The sequence below is a fragment of the Variovorax sp. PMC12 genome (assembly GCF_003019815.1).
Classification (GTDB): Bacteria; Pseudomonadota; Gammaproteobacteria; order Burkholderiales; family Burkholderiaceae_C; genus Variovorax.
Genome location: NZ_CP027773.1, coordinates 2,810,765 through 2,825,775, shown reverse-complemented (window position 1 = coordinate 2,825,775; position 15,011 = coordinate 2,810,765). Strand labels below are relative to the sequence as shown.

General features: G+C 67.8%; 17 protein-coding genes. 15 read left to right on the top strand and 2 right to left on the bottom strand.

Going from position 1 to position 15,011, the window contains the following annotated elements:
• The first annotated feature begins 13 nt into the window (after window positions 1–13).
• From C4F17_RS13275 to C4F17_RS13215, 13 genes are all read left to right on the top strand, one after another.
• Complete coding sequence (locus tag C4F17_RS13275; protein WP_081266454.1) at window positions 14–961, top strand: ABC transporter ATP-binding protein; 948 nt, start codon at window positions 14–16, stop codon at window positions 959–961.
• Window positions 958–1,722 (top strand): ABC transporter permease, encoded by a 765-nt coding sequence (locus C4F17_RS13270; RefSeq protein ID WP_081266453.1) that lies wholly within the window; start codon window positions 958–960, stop codon window positions 1,720–1,722. Before C4F17_RS13275 ends, C4F17_RS13270 begins: the two co-directional genes overlap by 4 nt.
• A 21-nt stretch (window positions 1,723–1,743) precedes the next feature.
• Entirely contained in the window at window positions 1,744–1,986 is a 243-nt protein-coding gene (locus C4F17_RS13265) for a BolA family protein (protein WP_093048598.1), read from the top strand.
• Between the two features lie 40 nt (window positions 1,987–2,026).
• Window positions 2,027–3,316 carry a UDP-N-acetylglucosamine 1-carboxyvinyltransferase gene (murA, locus tag C4F17_RS13260; protein WP_106935543.1) on the top strand — a complete coding sequence of 430 codons (1,290 nt, stop codon included), beginning with the start codon at window positions 2,027–2,029 and terminating at the stop codon, window positions 3,314–3,316.
• Window positions 3,313–3,954: an ATP phosphoribosyltransferase gene (gene hisG, locus C4F17_RS13255; RefSeq protein WP_081266450.1), complete on the top strand. Its 642-nt coding sequence runs from the start codon at window positions 3,313–3,315 to the stop codon at window positions 3,952–3,954. The genes murA and hisG overlap by 4 nt, the downstream gene beginning before the upstream one ends.
• Window positions 3,955–3,974: 20 nt before the next feature.
• Window positions 3,975–5,345, top strand: coding sequence for a histidinol dehydrogenase (gene hisD / locus C4F17_RS13250; protein WP_106935542.1), 1,371 nt, complete (start codon window positions 3,975–3,977; stop codon window positions 5,343–5,345).
• Window positions 5,346–5,378: 33 nt separating this feature from the next.
• Window positions 5,379–6,194, top strand: a complete 816-nt coding sequence (locus C4F17_RS13245; protein ID WP_106935541.1) for a hypothetical protein — start codon at window positions 5,379–5,381, stop codon at window positions 6,192–6,194.
• Window positions 6,195–6,198: 4 nt separating this feature from the next.
• Complete coding sequence (locus tag C4F17_RS13240; RefSeq protein ID WP_081266447.1) at window positions 6,199–6,546, top strand: hypothetical protein; 348 nt, start codon at window positions 6,199–6,201, stop codon at window positions 6,544–6,546.
• Window positions 6,543–7,634, top strand: coding sequence for a histidinol-phosphate transaminase (gene hisC / locus C4F17_RS13235; protein ID WP_106935540.1), 1,092 nt, complete (start codon window positions 6,543–6,545; stop codon window positions 7,632–7,634). Before C4F17_RS13240 ends, hisC begins: the two co-directional genes overlap by 4 nt.
• Window positions 7,631–8,248: an imidazoleglycerol-phosphate dehydratase HisB gene (gene hisB, locus C4F17_RS13230; RefSeq protein WP_081266445.1), complete on the top strand. Its 618-nt coding sequence runs from the start codon at window positions 7,631–7,633 to the stop codon at window positions 8,246–8,248. The genes hisC and hisB overlap by 4 nt, the downstream gene beginning before the upstream one ends.
• 19 nt (window positions 8,249–8,267) lie before the next feature.
• Entirely contained in the window at window positions 8,268–8,924 is a 657-nt protein-coding gene (hisH, locus tag C4F17_RS13225; protein ID WP_081266444.1) for an imidazole glycerol phosphate synthase subunit HisH, read from the top strand.
• 153 nt (window positions 8,925–9,077) lie between these two features.
• Window positions 9,078–9,818, top strand: coding sequence for a 1-(5-phosphoribosyl)-5-[(5-phosphoribosylamino)methylideneamino]imidazole-4-carboxamide isomerase (gene hisA, locus C4F17_RS13220; RefSeq protein ID WP_106935539.1), 741 nt, complete (start codon window positions 9,078–9,080; stop codon window positions 9,816–9,818).
• A gap of 19 nt (window positions 9,819–9,837) precedes the next feature.
• Window positions 9,838–11,010 (top strand): AAA family ATPase, encoded by a 1,173-nt coding sequence (locus C4F17_RS13215; RefSeq protein WP_106935538.1) that lies wholly within the window; start codon window positions 9,838–9,840, stop codon window positions 11,008–11,010.
• A 21-nt stretch (window positions 11,011–11,031) separates the two neighbouring features.
• Here the strand turns inward: C4F17_RS13215 and C4F17_RS13210 are convergent, their stop codons facing one another.
• Both C4F17_RS13210 and C4F17_RS13205 read right to left on the bottom strand, forming a co-directional pair.
• Window positions 11,032–11,904 carry an amino acid ABC transporter substrate-binding protein gene (locus C4F17_RS13210; protein ID WP_234382898.1) on the bottom strand — a complete coding sequence of 291 codons (873 nt, stop codon included), beginning with the start codon at window positions 11,902–11,904 and terminating at the stop codon, window positions 11,032–11,034.
• A gap of 26 nt (window positions 11,905–11,930) precedes the next feature.
• Window positions 11,931–13,238: a dicarboxylate/amino acid:cation symporter gene (locus C4F17_RS13205; protein WP_106935536.1), complete on the bottom strand. Its 1,308-nt coding sequence runs from the start codon at window positions 13,236–13,238 to the stop codon at window positions 11,931–11,933.
• A 133-nt stretch (window positions 13,239–13,371) separates the two neighbouring features.
• On the opposite strand from C4F17_RS13205, the gene C4F17_RS13200 reads away from it, so the two are divergent.
• A complete protein-coding gene (locus tag C4F17_RS13200) occupies window positions 13,372–14,205 on the top strand; it encodes a D-hexose-6-phosphate mutarotase (protein ID WP_106935535.1) in 834 nt (277 codons plus the stop codon).
• Between the two features lie 19 nt (window positions 14,206–14,224).
• The gene (gene hisF / locus C4F17_RS13195) at window positions 14,225–15,004 is read left to right on the top strand and encodes an imidazole glycerol phosphate synthase subunit HisF (RefSeq protein WP_081266438.1); all 780 of its coding nucleotides are present in this window, start codon (window positions 14,225–14,227) and stop codon (window positions 15,002–15,004) included.
• The last annotated feature ends 7 nt before the right edge of the window (window positions 15,005–15,011 follow it).

Sequence of the window (15,011 nt, the reverse complement as noted above, 5' to 3'; positions counted from 1 at the left end):
ATCGCGGGCTCCCATGCCCGCGATCTCATTCCAATCGGTCTCCAAGACCTACCCCCCCTCCAAACAGCAGAAAGCCCAAGGCAAGCAAGGGCTGAAGGCTGTCGACGAGGTCAGCTTCCAGATCGAACCGGGCGAATTCTTCGGCCTGCTCGGTCCCAACGGCGCCGGCAAGACGTCCCTGATCAGCATGCTCGCGGGGCTCTCGCGTCCCACGTCGGGTGCCATCAGCGTCCACGGCTTCGACGTGCAGCGCGACTTCGCGCAGGCCCGCCGCCAGCTGGGCATCGTGCCGCAGGAGCTGGTGTTCGACCCCTTCTTCAACGTGCGCGAGTCGCTGCGCATCCAGTCGGGCTACTTCGGCATCAAGAACAACGAGGCCTGGATCGACGAGCTGCTGCAGAGCCTGGGCCTCGCCGACAAGGCCACGGCCAACATGCGCCAGCTCTCCGGCGGCATGAAGCGCCGGGTGCTGGTGGCGCAGGCGCTGGTGCACAAGCCGCCGGTGATCGTGCTCGACGAGCCCACCGCCGGCGTCGACGTCGAACTGCGCCAGACGCTCTGGCAGTTCGTCGCCAGGCTCAACAAGCAGGGCAGCACCGTGCTGCTCACCACCCATTACCTGGAAGAGGCCGAGGCGCTGTGCAGCCGCATCGCCATGCTCAAGCTGGGCCGCGTGATCGCGCTGGCCCGCACCAGCGAACTGCTGAAATCGGCTGCGAGCAACGTGCTGCGGTTCAAGACCGACGCCATGCTGCCCTGGGAGATCGCGAAGAACGCGCGCATCACCGGGCGCATCGTGCAGCTGCCGGCGCAGAACGCCCATGAAGTCGAACAACTGCTGGCCGCGATCCGCGAAGCCGGCGTCGCGGTGGAAGACGTGGAAATGCGCAAGGCCGACCTGGAAGACGTGTTCATCGACCTGATGGCGGGCGAGCAGACCCCGCTGGAGGTTGCAAGATGATGGCGGTAACCGGTTGGCGCGCGCTGCTCTACAAGGAAACGCTGCGCTTCTGGAAGGTCGGCTTCCAGACCGTCGGCGCGCCGGTGCTCACCGCGCTGCTTTACCTCATGGTGTTCGGCCATGTGCTCGAGGGCCGCGTGACGGTCTACGGCACGGTCGGCTACACGGCCTTCCTGGTGCCTGGCCTCGTGATGATGAGCGTGCTGCAGAACGCCTTCGCCAACAGCTCTTCGTCGATCATCCAGAGCAAGATCATGGGCAACCTGGTGTTCGTGCTGCTCACGCCGCTGTCGCACTGGGGCTGGTTCTTCGCCTACGTGGGCTCGTCGATCATCCGCGGGCTGGCCGTGGGGCTGGGCGTGTTCCTGGTGACCATGCTCTTCGCAGTGCCCGACTTCGTGGCGCCGCTGTGGATCATCGTGTTCGCGCTGCTGGGCGCGGCCATGCTGGGCACGCTGGGCCTCATCGCCGGCCTCTGGGCCGAGAAGTTCGACCAGATGGCGGTGTTCCAGAATTTCCTGATCATGCCCATGACCTTCCTGTCGGGCGTGTTCTATTCGATCGGCTCGCTGCCGCCTTTCTGGCAGAAGGTGAGCCACCTGAACCCGTTCTTCTACATGATCGACGGCTTCCGCTACGGCTTCTTCGGCGTCAGCGACGCCTCGCCGTGGCTGAGCCTGGGCATCGTCGGCACCGCCTGGCTGGTGGTGAGCGCCATTGCCGTCCACCTGCTGCGCATCGGCTACAAGATCCGTAGCTGAGCGCCTCTTCCCCAAAATCCCATGACCGCCGAACAACTCCAGGCCCTGATCCAGTCCCATCTCCCATGCGAGCACATCACGCTCGAGGGCGACGGCCGGCATTGGTACGCCACCATCGTCTCGGCCGAATTCGAGGGCAAGCGCTCGATCCAGCGCCATCAGCGGGTCTACGCCACCCTCGGTGCGAAAATGCACACCGACGAGGTGCACGCGCTTTCGATGAAGACCTACACGCCGGCCGAATGGGCGGCAGTGGAAAAATAACTTTCCGGCCCTGGCGGCCCCTGATTTCGCTGGAATTTCGATGGACAAACTTCTGATTCGCGGCGGGCGAGAGCTCCGCGGCGAAGTACTCATTTCCGGCGCCAAGAACGCCGCGCTGCCCGAGCTGTGCGCTGCGCTGCTGACCGACCAGCCCGTGGTGCTGCACAACGTGCCGCGCCTGCAGGACGTGTCGACCATGCTCAAGCTGGTCCGCAACATGGGCGTGACCGCCGAGCGAGACGACAACGGCACCGTGCGCCTGGACGCCGCCGACCTGACCAAGCCCGAGGCGCCCTACGAGCTCGTGAAGACCATGCGCGCCTCCGTGCTGGCCCTGGGCCCGCTGCTGGCGCGCTTCGGCCATGCCAGGGTGTCGCTGCCGGGCGGCTGCGCCATCGGGTCGCGGCCGGTCGACCAGCACATCAAGGGCCTGCAGGCCATGGGCGCCGAGATCGTGGTCGAGCACGGCTACATGGTCGCCCGCCTGCCGGAGGGCCGCACCCGCCTGAAGGGCGCGCGCATCCTGACCGACATGGTCACCGTCACCGGCACCGAGAACTTCCTCATGGCGGCCGCGCTGGCCGAGGGCGATACGCTGCTCGAGAACGCTGCCCAGGAGCCCGAGATCGTCGACCTGGCCGAAATGCTGATCCGCATGGGCGCGAAGATCGAAGGCCACGGCACCAGCCACATCCGCATCCAGGGCGTCGAGAAGCTGCACGGCTGCGAGCATGCCGTGGTGGCCGACCGCATCGAGGCCGGCACCTTCCTGTGCGCCGTGGCGGCCACCGGCGGCGAGGCTTTCCTGCGCCATGCGCGCGGCGACCACCTCGACGCCGTGATCGACAAGCTGCGCGACGCCGGCTGCACCGTGGCCTGCGAAAAAGACGGCGTGCGCATCGGCTCCAGGGGCCCTGCCTACGAACACCTGAAGGCGCAGAGCTTCAGCACCACCGAATACCCGGGCTTCCCCACCGACATGCAGGCCCAGTTCATGGCCCTGAACGTGATCGCGCGCGGCGCCTCGATGGTCACCGAGACCATCTTCGAGAACCGCTTCATGCACGTGAACGAGATGGTGCGCCTGGGCGCCCACATCCACGTCGAAGGCAAGGTCGCGATGGTCACCGGCGTGCCGCAATTGTCGGGCGCCACCGTGATGGCCACAGACCTGCGCGCTTCCGCCAGCCTCGTCATTGCCGGCCTCGTGGCCGAGGGCGAGACGCTGGTCGACCGCATCTATCACCTGGACCGGGGCTACGACCGCATGGAATCCAAGCTGCGCGGCCTCGGCGCCGACATCGAACGCGTGACGGGAGCCGCCGCATGATCACATTGGCGCTTTCCAAGGGCCGCATCTTCGAAGAGACGATGCCCCTGCTGGCCGCGGCCGGCATCGAGGTCACCGAAGACCCCGAGAAGTCGCGCAAGCTGATTCTCGAAACCACCCGGCCCGACGTGCGCGTGGTGCTGGTGCGCGCCTCCGACGTGCCCACCTACGTGCAGTACGGCGGCGCCGACCTCGGCGTGACCGGGCTCGACGTGCTGCTGGAGAACGGCAACCAGGGCATGTACCAGCCGCTCGACCTGCGCATCGCCGCCTGCCGCCTGAGCGTGGCCGTGCGCGCCGACTACGACTACGCCTCCGCCGTGAAGCAGGGCTCCCGCCTGCGCGTGGCCACCAAGTACGTGGGCCTGGCACGCGACTTCTTCGCCAGCAAGGGCGTGCACGTCGATCTGATCAAGCTCTACGGCAGCATGGAGCTGGCGCCGCTGACCGGGCTGGCCGACGCCATCGTCGACCTGGTCTCCACCGGCAACACGCTCAAGGCCAACCACCTCGTCGAGGTAGAACGCATCATGGACATCAGCGCGCGCCTGGTGGTGAACCAGGCGGCGCTCAAGCTCAAGCGCGAGCCGATCCGCCACATCATCGACGCGTTCGCGTCGGCCATTCCGTCCTCCTGAAACCCACGAAACCCACGCCCATGACTCTGAAAGCAGCCCCCGCCCGACTGTCCACGACTTCAGCCAGCTTCGACGCTGAATTCAAGGCGCGGCTGCATTGGTCCGCGGACGACGACGCGGCCATCGAGAAGGTCGTGGCCGACATCCTGGCCGACGTGCAGAAGCGGGGCGACGAGGCGGTGCTGGAGTACACCCGCCGCTTCGACGGGCTCGGCGCGGCTGCCGTGTCGGAGCTCGAGCTGACGCAAGCCGATTTCAAGGAAGCCTTCGATTCGCTGCCTGAAGACCAGCGCGCTGCGCTGCAAGCCGCGGCCGACCGTGTGCGCAGCTATCACGAGGCGCAGAAGAAGGCCAGCGGCGAAAGCTGGAGCTATCGCGACGTGGACGGCACGCTGCTGGGCCAGAAGGTCACGCCGCTGGACCGCGTCGGCATCTACGTGCCCGGCGGCAAGGCGGCCTATCCGTCCAGCCTGCTGATGAACGCGATCCCGGCGCATGTGGCCGGCGTCGGCGAAATCATCATGGTCGTGCCGACGCCTGTGAAGGGCAGCGTTGCGACCGGCGGCTCCGGCGGCGAATCGTCGACGAAAGGCGAGCGCAACGTGCTGGTGCTCGCCGCCGCCTACGTGGCAGGCGTGACGCGCGCTTTCACCATCGGCGGCGCCCAGGCCGTGGCCGCGCTGGCCTACGGCACCGCCACCGTTCCCGCCGTCGACAAGATCACCGGCCCCGGCAACGCCTACGTGGCCGCCGCCAAGCGCCGCGTGTTCGGCACCGTGGGCATCGACATGATCGCCGGCCCGAGCGAGATCCTGGTGCTGGCCGACGGCAGCACGCCGCCCGACTGGGTGGCCATGGACCTGTTCAGCCAGGCCGAGCACGACGAACTCGCCCAGAGCATCCTGCTGTGCCCCGACGCGGCCTACATCGACCGCGTGCAGGCCGAGATCGACCGCCTGCTGCCCGCCATGCCGCGCGCGGAAATCATCGCCGCTTCGCTCAACGGCCGCGGCGCACTGATCCACACGAAGAGCATGGAAGAGGCCTGCGAGATCAGCAACCGCATCGCCCCCGAACACCTCGAAGTGAGCAGCAGCGAGCCCAACCGGTGGGAGCCGCTGCTGCGCCACGCCGGCGCGATCTTCCTCGGTGCCTTCACCAGCGAAAGCCTGGGCGACTACTGCGCCGGTCCCAACCACGTGCTGCCCACCAGCGGCACGGCGCGCTTCTCCAGCCCGCTGGGCGTGTACGACTTCCAGAAGCGCTCCAGCCTGATCGAGGTCAGCGAAGCCGGCGCCCAGGTGCTCGGCCCCGTCGCCGTCACGCTGGCCGAGGGCGAGGGCCTGCAGGCGCACGCAGAGGCCGCGCGCATGCGCCTGCGTAAGATCTGAGGCTCCATGACCCCCCAGGGAGGAGCCAGCAAGATGATTGATCGTCTCCATCGTTCGCGTCTTTTCAAGTTCGCTACCGGCCTCGTCGCCGGCGCGGCATTGCTTGCCGCCTGCAGCCAGATGCCGCAGGCGGTCACCACCAACAGCGCCGCTCCCGCCGCGGCGACCGCGCCGCGGCTCGGCACGCAGTGGGGCGAGGGCCTGGAATCGAAGACCCGCACGGTCGTCGCCAAGCGCCTGTCCGCGCAGCCGGACGACACGGCCTCGCTGGGCTACAACGAAGCAGGTGCCGTGCGCCGGGCGGTGGGCAGCAACCCCGAGCGCCGCCTGAACCTGCTGCTGGCCGACGGCGACGTCGAATGGTCGGTGCTCGACGAGACCGGCAGCCCGCTGCCGCTGCAGCGCGCGCGCCGGGGCAGCGGCGGCGACGACATGTTCCGCCTGGCGGGTGTCGAGGGATCGCGCTACACGCTGCGCTTTCGCAACCTCAGCGAGCGCAGCTACGAGGTGATCGCCACGGTCGACGGCTTGGACGTGCTCAACGGCAGGCCCGGCAGCCTGCGCAACGGCGGCTACGTGCTGGGCCCGATGCAGGCGCTGACCATCGAGGGCTTCCGCAAGAGCGAGAGCGAGGTCGCCGCCTTCCGCTTCGCCACGCCGGGGCGCGCCTATGCCGCCAACACGGAAGCCGGCGACGTGCGCAACATCGGCGTGATCGGCGCCGCGCTGTTCGAGCTGGAACAGCGCGACGTGCCGCGCCGCCAGCGCCGCGACGCATCGCCGCAGCAGCAGCCCAGCGCCTTCCCGGCCGACGGCAGCTACGCGCCGCCGCCGCGCTATCGCCAGTGACGCCATGAAACGTGCCGCCTTCCTGCTGATCGCGCTGGCCACGGCCGCCTGCGCCCAGGCCATGAGCATCCGCGAACTGCGCACGCTCGAGGCCACCGAGAAAGACGGCAAGGCCTACGCCGGCTACTACCTCGTGGGTGTGCTGGAGGGCCTGCGCGAAGGCGTCGAATCGTCGCAGCGCAATGGGCTCAAGCCCGTGTTCTGCGTCGAGGGGCGCCGCCTCGAGCCTTCCATGGCCCGCTCGCTCTACCAGACCGAGCTCACCCGCAACGCCGACAGTTACGAAGCCGACATGCCAGTGCAACTGGTCATGGCCGGCGCCCTGAAGAACAGCTACCGCTGCACCAAATGACCGCTCCCGAATCCGCCCGCCCGCCGCTCGACCGCATCCGCAGCGACGTGCGGTCCATGCATGCCTACGCGGTTCAGGACGCGCGCGGCCTCGTCAAGCTCGACGCAATGGAAAACCCCTTCGGCCTGCCGCCCGCGCTGCAGGCCGAGCTGGGCGCGCGGCTCGGCGCGCTGGCGCTCAACCGCTATCCCGGCGACCGCGGCGCCGATCTGCGGCGCGCGCTGGCGGCCCACGCGCAGATGCCCGAAGGCTTCGCGCTGATGCTGGGCAACGGCTCGGACGAGCTGATCTCGCTGCTGGCCATTGCCTGCGACCTGCCCGGCGCGACGGTGCTGGCGCCGCTGCCCGGCTTCGTCATGTATGCCATGAGCGCGCAGCTGCAGGGCCTGAAGTTCGCCGGCGTGCCGCTCACGGCCGACTTCGAGCTCGACGAGGCCGCCATGCTGGCCGCCATCGCGCGAGAAAAGCCCGCCATCGTCTACCTGGCCTACCCGAACAACCCGACCGCCAATCTCTGGAACGACGCCGTCCTGGAGAGAGTCGTCGAGGCCCAGGGCGCGCAGGGCGGCCTGGTGGTGATCGACGAGGCCTACCAGCCCTTCGCCGCCCGCAGCTACATCGACCGCCTGGCGAAGCACGGCCACGTGCTGCTGATGCGCACCCTCAGCAAGTTCGGCCTGGCCGGCATCCGGCTGGGCTACCTCATGGGGCCGGCGGCGCTGGTCGCCGAGATCGACAAGGTGCGCCCGCCCTACAACATCAGCGTGCTCAACTGCGAGTGCGCGCTGTTCGCGCTGGAGCACGCCGAGGTGTTCGAGGCCCAGGCCCGCCAGATCCGAGAGGAGCGCGAGCGCCTCATGACGGGGCTCGGCCGCCTGCCGGGCGTCAGGACCTGGCCCAGCGACGCCAACATGATCCTGCTGCGCGTGCCCGACGCGGCCAAGACCTTCGAAGGCATGAAGGCTCGCGGGGTTCTGGTGAAGAACGTTTCTAAAATGCACGAACTGCTCGCAAACTGCCTGCGCCTCACCGTCGGAACGGCCGACGAGAACGCGCGGATGCTCGCGGCGCTCGAAGCCTCACTATGACCACCCCCACCAGCCAGGACAGCGGCGACCGCATCGCGTCCGTCACCCGCAACACCGCCGAAACGAAGATCACCGTCAGCGTCAACCTCGACGGCACCGGCCGCGCCAAGCTCTCCACCGGCATCGGCTTCTTCGACCACATGCTCGACCAGATCGCCCGCCACGGGCTGATCGACCTCGACATCGACTGCCAGGGCGACCTGCACATCGACGGCCACCACACGGTGGAAGACGTCGGCATCACGCTGGGCCAGGCCGTGGCCAAGGCCATCGGCGACAAGAAGGGCATCCGCCGCTACGGCCACGCCTACGTGCCGCTCGACGAAGCCCTGAGCCGCGTCGTCATCGACTTCTCGGGCCGCCCCGGCTTGGTGATGCACGTGCCCTTCACCAGCGGCATGATCGGCACCTTCGACAGCCAGCTCACCTACGAGTTCTTCCAGGGCTTCGTGAACCACGCCTTCGTCACGCTGCACATCGACAACCTCAAGGGCGTCAATGCGCATCACCAGTGCGAGACCGTGTTCAAGGCCTTCGCGCGCGCCATGCGCGGCGCGCTGGAGCTCGACCCGCGTTCCGCCGGCGTCATTCCCTCGACCAAGGGCTCGCTCTGAACGCGTTCGGCCATCAGCTATGAAATCTGTAGCAAATACCGTCGCCGTCGTCGACTACGGCATGGGCAACCTGCACTCCGTGTCGCAGGCCGTGCGCCATGCGGCCGACCAGGTGGGCGTGGAGGTGTTCGTCACCTCCGACCCCGACGTGGTACGCAAGGCCACCCGCGTGGTGCTGCCGGGGCAGGGCGCCATGCCCGACTGCATGCGCGAGCTGCGCGACTCCGGCCTGCAGGAATCGGTGCTCGAGGCGGCGGCCAGCAAGCCGCTGTTCGGCGTGTGCGTGGGCATGCAGATGATGCTGTCGCGCAGCGACGAGGGCCCGACCGACGGCCTCGGCCTCATACCGGGCGAGGTCGTCAAGTTCGACCTGGCCGGGCGGCTGCAGGCCGACGGCAGCCGCTTCAAGGTGCCGCAGATGGGCTGGAACCAGGTTCGCCAGGCCCGCCCGCATGCGGTGTGGGCGGGTATTCCCGACCTGAGCTACTTCTACTTCGTGCACAGCTTCTACGCCCGTCCGGCCGACGCCGTGCACAGCGTCGGCGAGGCCGACTACGGCGCGAGCTTTACCGCAGCCATTGCACGCGATAACATTTTTGCAACCCAGTTCCACCCGGAGAAGAGTGCGGACCACGGGCTTCAGCTCTACCGAAACTTCCTCCACTGGAATCCATGACATGTTGCTCGCCCCCAGGCTGTGCGGCACTTCGTGTCCGCTTCGCCAACCCCCTGCCGGGGGCGACACCAACGGCCCGGCCAAGCCGGTCCGTGGTGTCCTTGAAAAATTCCGCTCTCTTTTCTTGAACCCTCGCTCCTGCTGACCGGCACCATGCTCCTCATTCCCGCCATTGATCTCAAAGACGGCCACTGCGTTCGCCTCAAACAGGGCGACATGGACCAGTCCACCATCTTCAGCGAAGACCCCGCTGCCATGGCCCGCAAATGGGTCGAGGCCGGCGCGCGGCGGCTGCACCTGGTCGATCTGAACGGCGCCTTCGCGGGCAAGCCGCAGAACCACGCGGCGATCAAGGCGATCCTGAAAGAAGTGGGCGACGACATCCCGGTGCAGCTCGGCGGCGGCATCCGCGACCTCGACACCATCGAGCGCTACATCGACGACGGCCTGCGCTACGTGATCATCGGCACCGCCGCGGTCAAGAACCCGGGCTTCCTGAAAGATGCCTGCAGCGCCTTCGGCGGCCACATCATCGTGGGCCTGGACGCCAAGGACGGCAAGGTCGCCACCGACGGCTGGAGCAAGCTCACGGGCCACGAGGTGGCCGACCTGGGCAAGAAGTTCGAGGACTACGGCGTCGAGTCGATCATCTACACCGACATCGGCCGCGACGGCATGCTCTCGGGCATCAACATCGAGGCCACCGTCAAGCTGGCGCAGGCGCTGACCATTCCGGTGATCGCCTCTGGCGGCCTGTCGAACATGGCCGACATCGACAAGCTCTGCGCGGTCGAGTCCGACGGCGTCGAGGGCGTGATCTGCGGCCGCGCCATCTATTCGGGCGATCTCGACTTCGCCGCCGCGCAGGCCCGCGCGGACGAACTGGCAGCCTGACGCTTTCGCCGCGCAGCGCGTGCTTTCCGCGCTCGCCATCGCCAATTACCGCTCGCTGCGGCAACTGACGGTGCCGCTGGGCCGGCTCACGGTCGTGACCGGGGCCAACGGCAGCGGCAAGTCGAGCGTGTACCGGGCGATGCGGCTCTTGGCCGACATCGCCAACGGCGGGGTGATCCGTTCGCTGGTGCGCGAAGGCGGGCTGTCTTCCACGCTGTGGGCGGGGCCGGAGCGCTTCTCGGCGGCCATGCTGCGCGGGGAACTGCCGGTGCAGGGCACCACGCGCAGCGAGCCGGTCGCGCTCAAGCTCGGCTTTGCCGGCACCACGGCCGAAGACTTCGGCTACGCCATCGACATCGGCCTGCCGCCGCCCGTGCCGTCGACGGCCTTCTCGCACGACCCTGAAATCAAGCACGAGGCCATCTGGAGCGGCCCGCTGCTGCGGCTGTCGACGCAACTGGTCGACCGCAAGGGCGCGGCGCTGCGCCTGCGCGAAGGCAAGGGCTGGCAGGCCGTCGGCCGGCCGATTCCGGCCTTCGCCAGCATGATGACCGAGCACGCCGACCCGCGCGACGCGCCCGAGATGCTCACGCTGCGCGAGCAGATGCGCTCCTGGCGCTTCTACGACCACTTCCGCTCCGACGCCGAGGCGCCCGCGCGCCAGCCGCAGCTGGGCACCCGCACGCCGGTGCTGGCCAACGACGGCGCCGACCTGGCCGCGGCGCTGCAGACCATCCGCGAGATCGGCGACGGCGAAGCGCTCGACCGCGCGGTGGACGACGCTTTTCCGGGTGCCCGCGTGGAGGTGCGCGCCTCCGGCGACCGCTTCGAGACGCTGATGCACCAGCACGGCCTGCTCAGGCCCCTGACGGCCGCCGAGCTGTCCGACGGCACGCTGCGCTACCTGCTGTGGATCGCGGCGCTGCTCACGCCGCGTCCGCCCGCGCTGCTGGTGCTCAACGAGCCCGAGACCAGCCTGCACCCCGACTTGCTTCCAGCCCTCGGCCGGCTTATCGCGCAGGCCGCGCGCGGCTCGCAGGTGATCGTGGTGTCGCACGCCGCGCGGCTGATTGCCGCGCTGGAGAACAGCGACGGCGTGCAGCCCGTGGTGCTGGAGAAACGGTTCGGCGAGACGCGCATCGCCAACCTCGACATGAGCGAGATCCCGCGCTGGGAGTGGCCGGCCCGCTGACGGCGGCCGCCGGGCGAAGGCTTATTCGGCCTTCACCGACATCGTCTGGATGATCGTCTGCAGCTGCGCGCTCATCGGCAGGTCGATGCTTTCCCCGGTCGGCAGCTTGCGCAGGAACCAGCGCTTGTACTGCCGCTCGATCTCGCCGTCTTCCGCCAGCACCTGGAAGGCGTCGACGACGACCTTGTTCAGCTGCGGATCGTCCTTGCGGTACATGATCCCGTAGGGGTCGTAGGAGAGGAAGTCGCCGACCACCTCGTAGCTGGCCCTGGCGGCGTCCTGCGCGATCAGGCCGTAGAGCAGCACGTCGTCGGTCGCGAAGGCATCGGCCTGCCCGCTCTTCACGAGCCCGAACGACTCCGCGTGGTCGCGCGCCACCAGCAGGTCGATGCCGAGCTTGAACTTGGCCGACAGGTCGCGCAGCGTCTTCTCGTTGGTGGTGCCGGCCGTCACCGCCACCTTCTTGCCGGCGAGGTCGCGGAACGACTTGATCGGCGAGCCCTTGCGCACCAGCACCTTGGTGCCGGAGACGAACATCGTCGGCGAGAAGCTCACGCGCTTCTGGCGTTCGAGGTTGTTGGTGGTCGAGCCGCACTCCAGGTCGACCTGGCCGTTCACGACCGCGTCGATGCGCGAGTCCGAGGTGACGGGCACCCACTTGATGGCGAGGCTCTTGTCCACCGCGTCCTCGATGGCGCTCACCAGCGAGCGGCACAGCTCGATCGAATAGCCGATGGGTTCCTTGCGCGTGTTGAGGAACGAGAACGGCACCGACGACTCGCGGTAGCCGATGGCGATGGTGCCGCTGGCGCGCACCTTGGCCAGCGTGCCGGTGAGTTCCTGCGCCTGGGCGGCAACAGCCGCCGCGGCCAGCGCCACGGCCGCGAACAGCATGCCGATGCGTTTCATGGCGTAACGGCTCATGCGTGCGTCGGGTGGGCGAGGGTGGCGCTGGCTTCCTCGTCGAGCGCCTTGGCGTTGATCTCGGCGTCGCTCTCGGAGAGCAGTTCGCCTTCCCACTTGGCGACCACGGCCGTGGCGATGGAATTGCCCACCGCATTGGTGGCGGAGCGGCCCATGTCGAGGAAGGTGTCCACGCCCAGGATCAGCAGCAGGCCGGCCTCTGGAATGTCGAAATGGTTCAGGGTGGCGGCAATCACCACCAGCGAGGCGCGCGGCACGCCCGCCATGCCCTTGGAGGTGAGCATCAGGATCAGCAGCATCGTGACCTGCGTGCTGATCGGCATGTGGATGTCGTAGGCCTGGGCGATGAACAGCACGGCGAAGGTGCAGTACATCATCGAGCCGTCGAGGTTGAACGAATAGCCCATCGGCATCACGAAGCTGGAGATCTTGCGCTTGACGCCGAAGCGGTCGAGCGCCTGCAGGATCTTCGGATAGGCCGCCTCGGAGCTCGCGGTGGCAAAGGACAGCAGGAAGGCTTCCTTGATGAGCACCAGCAGCTTGAACACCCGAGGGCCCAGGAACAGGAAGCCCGCCAGCGTCAGCACGCCCCACAGCACGAACAGGCCCAGGTAGAAGTCGCCCATGAACACCGCGAACTTCAGCAGGATGCCCAGCCCGTTCACCGCCACCGTGGCGGCCATGGCGGCCAGCACCGCGAGCGGCGCGAGCTTCATGACGTAGCCGGTGATCTTGAGCATGGCGTGCGACAGCTCCTCGATGGCCGCCACCAGCGTCTTTGCCTTGTCGCCCAGCGAGGCGAGCGCCACGCCGAAGAACATCGAGAACACCACGATCTGCAGGATCTCGTTGTTGGCCATGGCCTCGACGAAGGACTTGGGCACCGTGTGGCTCACGAAGTCCTTCAGCGTGAACTTGGAGGTCGCGAGGTTGGCCGAGGCGCCGATGTCGGGCAGCGGCAGGCCCAGGTTCTCGCCAGGCTTGAGCAGGTTGGCCATGACCAGGCCGATCACCAGCGAGACCAGCGACGCGGTCAGGAACCATCCGATGGCCTTGCCGAAGACGCGGCCGACCGACTTGGCGTCGCCCATGTGCGCGATGCCCACCACCAGCGTGGAAAACACCAGCGGCCCGATCAGCATCTTGATGAGGCGCAGGAACACGTCCGAGACGATGGAGACGTAGTCGGCAATTTCCTTCGCGGCCTTCTTGTCCGGAAAGCTCGTGAAGATCATGTAGCCCACGAGGATACCGAGCACCATGGCGATCAGGATCCAGGCAGCCATCGGCAGCTTCTTTTTCATGCGTATCCCCTTTTGTCGTGTATGAGTATTTCTTCGGCCACAGGGTATCGAAGAAGCCCCATGGCACGCAATGGCTCCAGGGGCCCAATTCCATGCGGCGGCCTTGCGGCTGGTGCTGCCTACAATTCCTTGCATGGAAATCAGCTCGATCGAGTTTCGCGGCCAGCCCGCCGTATGCGCCCGTGGCGCCGACGGCAGCAGCCTCACCGTGGCGCTGCACGGCGCGCAAGTGCTCTCCTGGATCACGGCCGACGGGGTGGAAAGGCTTTACCTGAGCCCGCGCGCCATATTCGACGGGCAGGCGGCCATCCGCGGCGGCGTGCCGATATGTTGCCCGCAATTCAACCAGCGCGGCATGCTGCCCAAGCATGGTTTCATGCGCAACCTGCCTTGGGAAACCCAGGCCACCGACACACCTGACACTCTCAGGCTGACATTGCGCGACAGCGAAGCCACCCGCAAGCTCTGGCCGCACGCTTTCGAGGCACGGCTCGAAGCCACCCTGGCCGCCGGCAAGCTGCGCCTGGCGCTCACGCTGCTCAACACCGACCATGCGCCCTGGACCTTCGCCGCGGCGCTGCACACCTACCTGCGGGTCGACGACATCGCCCAGGTGCGCCTCGAAGGGCTGCAGGGGGCCAACCGTTGGGATTCGCTGCGCGACGACCGCCATGTGGAAACCGCGCCGGCGTTGCATTTCGACGCCGAATTCGACAGCGTGTATGCCGCGCCGCCCAAGCCGCTGCGGCTGGTGCAGCCCGCCGGCACGCTCGAAATCTCTCAAAGCGCCAGTTGCACCGAAACCGTGGTCTGGAACCCCGGTGCCGTGCTGGGTGCGAAACTCGCCGACATGCCCGAAGACGGCTTTCGCCACATGCTCTGCGTCGAGGCTGCCCGCATCGACGAGCCGGTGCTGCTGGCACCCGGCGCCCAATGGCAGGGCTGGCAACAGCTTTGCGTTTCCTGATTCTTTTCCGGTTCACCCCATGCTTGCCAAACGCATCATTCCCTGCCTCGACGTCACCGGCGGCCGAGTCGTCAAGGGCGTCAACTTCCTCGAACTGCGCGACGCCGGCGATCCGGTCGAGATCGCGGCGCGCTACAACGCGCAGGGCGCCGACGAGCTGACCTTCCTGGACATCACCGCCACCAGCGACGGCCGCGACCTGATCCTGCCGATCATCGAGGCCGTGGCTTCGCAGGTCTTCATTCCCCTGACCGTGGGCGGCGGCGTTCGCACCGTGGCCGACGTGCGCCGGCTGCTCAACGCCGGCGCCGACAAGACCAGCTTCAATTCGGCCGCCATCGCCGACCCGAACGTGATCGACGCCGCCTCGCAGAAATACGGCTCGCAATGCATCGTGGTGGCCATCGATGCCAAGCGACGCACGCCGGAAGAAGCCGCCACGCGCGGCGCCGGCTGGGACGTCTACAGCCACGGCGGGCGCAAGAACACCGGCCTCGACGCCGTCGAGTGGGCCGCCGAGATGGTCCGCCGGGGCGCCGGCGAGATCCTGCTGACCAGCATGGACCGCGACGGCACCAAGAGCGGCTTCGACCTGGCGCTGACCCGTGCGGTGAGCGACGCGGTCGGCGTGCCGGTGATCGCCTCGGGCGGCGTGGGCAGCCTGGACGACCTGGCCGACGGCATCCAGAACGGCGGCGCCGACGCGGTGCTGGCCGCCAGCATCTTCCACTACGGCGAATTCACGGTCGGACAGGCCAAGGCCCGCATGGCGGAGCGCGGAATCCCCGTGCGCAGCTGAGCTTTTG

Excerpts from the sequence above, each read along its gene's own strand:
- C4F17_RS13275 (WP_081266454.1), top strand. The coding sequence starts at position 14 with ATGCCCGCGATCTCATTCCAATCGGTCTCCAAGACCTACCCCCCCTCC.
- C4F17_RS13270 (WP_081266453.1), top strand. The coding sequence starts at position 958 with ATGATGGCGGTAACCGGTTGGCGCGCGCTGCTCTACAAGGAAACGCTG.
- C4F17_RS13265 (WP_093048598.1), top strand. The coding sequence starts at position 1,744 with ATGACCGCCGAACAACTCCAGGCCCTGATCCAGTCCCATCTCCCATGC.
- murA (WP_106935543.1), top strand. The coding sequence starts at position 2,027 with ATGGACAAACTTCTGATTCGCGGCGGGCGAGAGCTCCGCGGCGAAGTA.
- hisG (WP_081266450.1), top strand. The coding sequence starts at position 3,313 with ATGATCACATTGGCGCTTTCCAAGGGCCGCATCTTCGAAGAGACGATG.
- hisD (WP_106935542.1), top strand. The coding sequence starts at position 3,975 with ATGACTCTGAAAGCAGCCCCCGCCCGACTGTCCACGACTTCAGCCAGC.
- C4F17_RS13245 (WP_106935541.1), top strand. The coding sequence starts at position 5,379 with ATGATTGATCGTCTCCATCGTTCGCGTCTTTTCAAGTTCGCTACCGGC.
- C4F17_RS13240 (WP_081266447.1), top strand. The coding sequence starts at position 6,199 with ATGAAACGTGCCGCCTTCCTGCTGATCGCGCTGGCCACGGCCGCCTGC.
- hisC (WP_106935540.1), top strand. The coding sequence starts at position 6,543 with ATGACCGCTCCCGAATCCGCCCGCCCGCCGCTCGACCGCATCCGCAGC.
- hisB (WP_081266445.1), top strand. The coding sequence starts at position 7,631 with ATGACCACCCCCACCAGCCAGGACAGCGGCGACCGCATCGCGTCCGTC.
- hisH (WP_081266444.1), top strand. The coding sequence starts at position 8,268 with ATGAAATCTGTAGCAAATACCGTCGCCGTCGTCGACTACGGCATGGGC.
- hisA (WP_106935539.1), top strand. The coding sequence starts at position 9,078 with ATGCTCCTCATTCCCGCCATTGATCTCAAAGACGGCCACTGCGTTCGC.
- C4F17_RS13210 (WP_234382898.1), bottom strand. The coding sequence starts at position 11,904 with ATGCTGTTCGCGGCCGTGGCGCTGGCCGCGGCGGCTGTTGCCGCCCAG.
- C4F17_RS13205 (WP_106935536.1), bottom strand. The coding sequence starts at position 13,238 with ATGAAAAAGAAGCTGCCGATGGCTGCCTGGATCCTGATCGCCATGGTG.
- C4F17_RS13200 (WP_106935535.1), top strand. The coding sequence starts at position 13,372 with ATGGAAATCAGCTCGATCGAGTTTCGCGGCCAGCCCGCCGTATGCGCC.
- hisF (WP_081266438.1), top strand. The coding sequence starts at position 14,225 with ATGCTTGCCAAACGCATCATTCCCTGCCTCGACGTCACCGGCGGCCGA.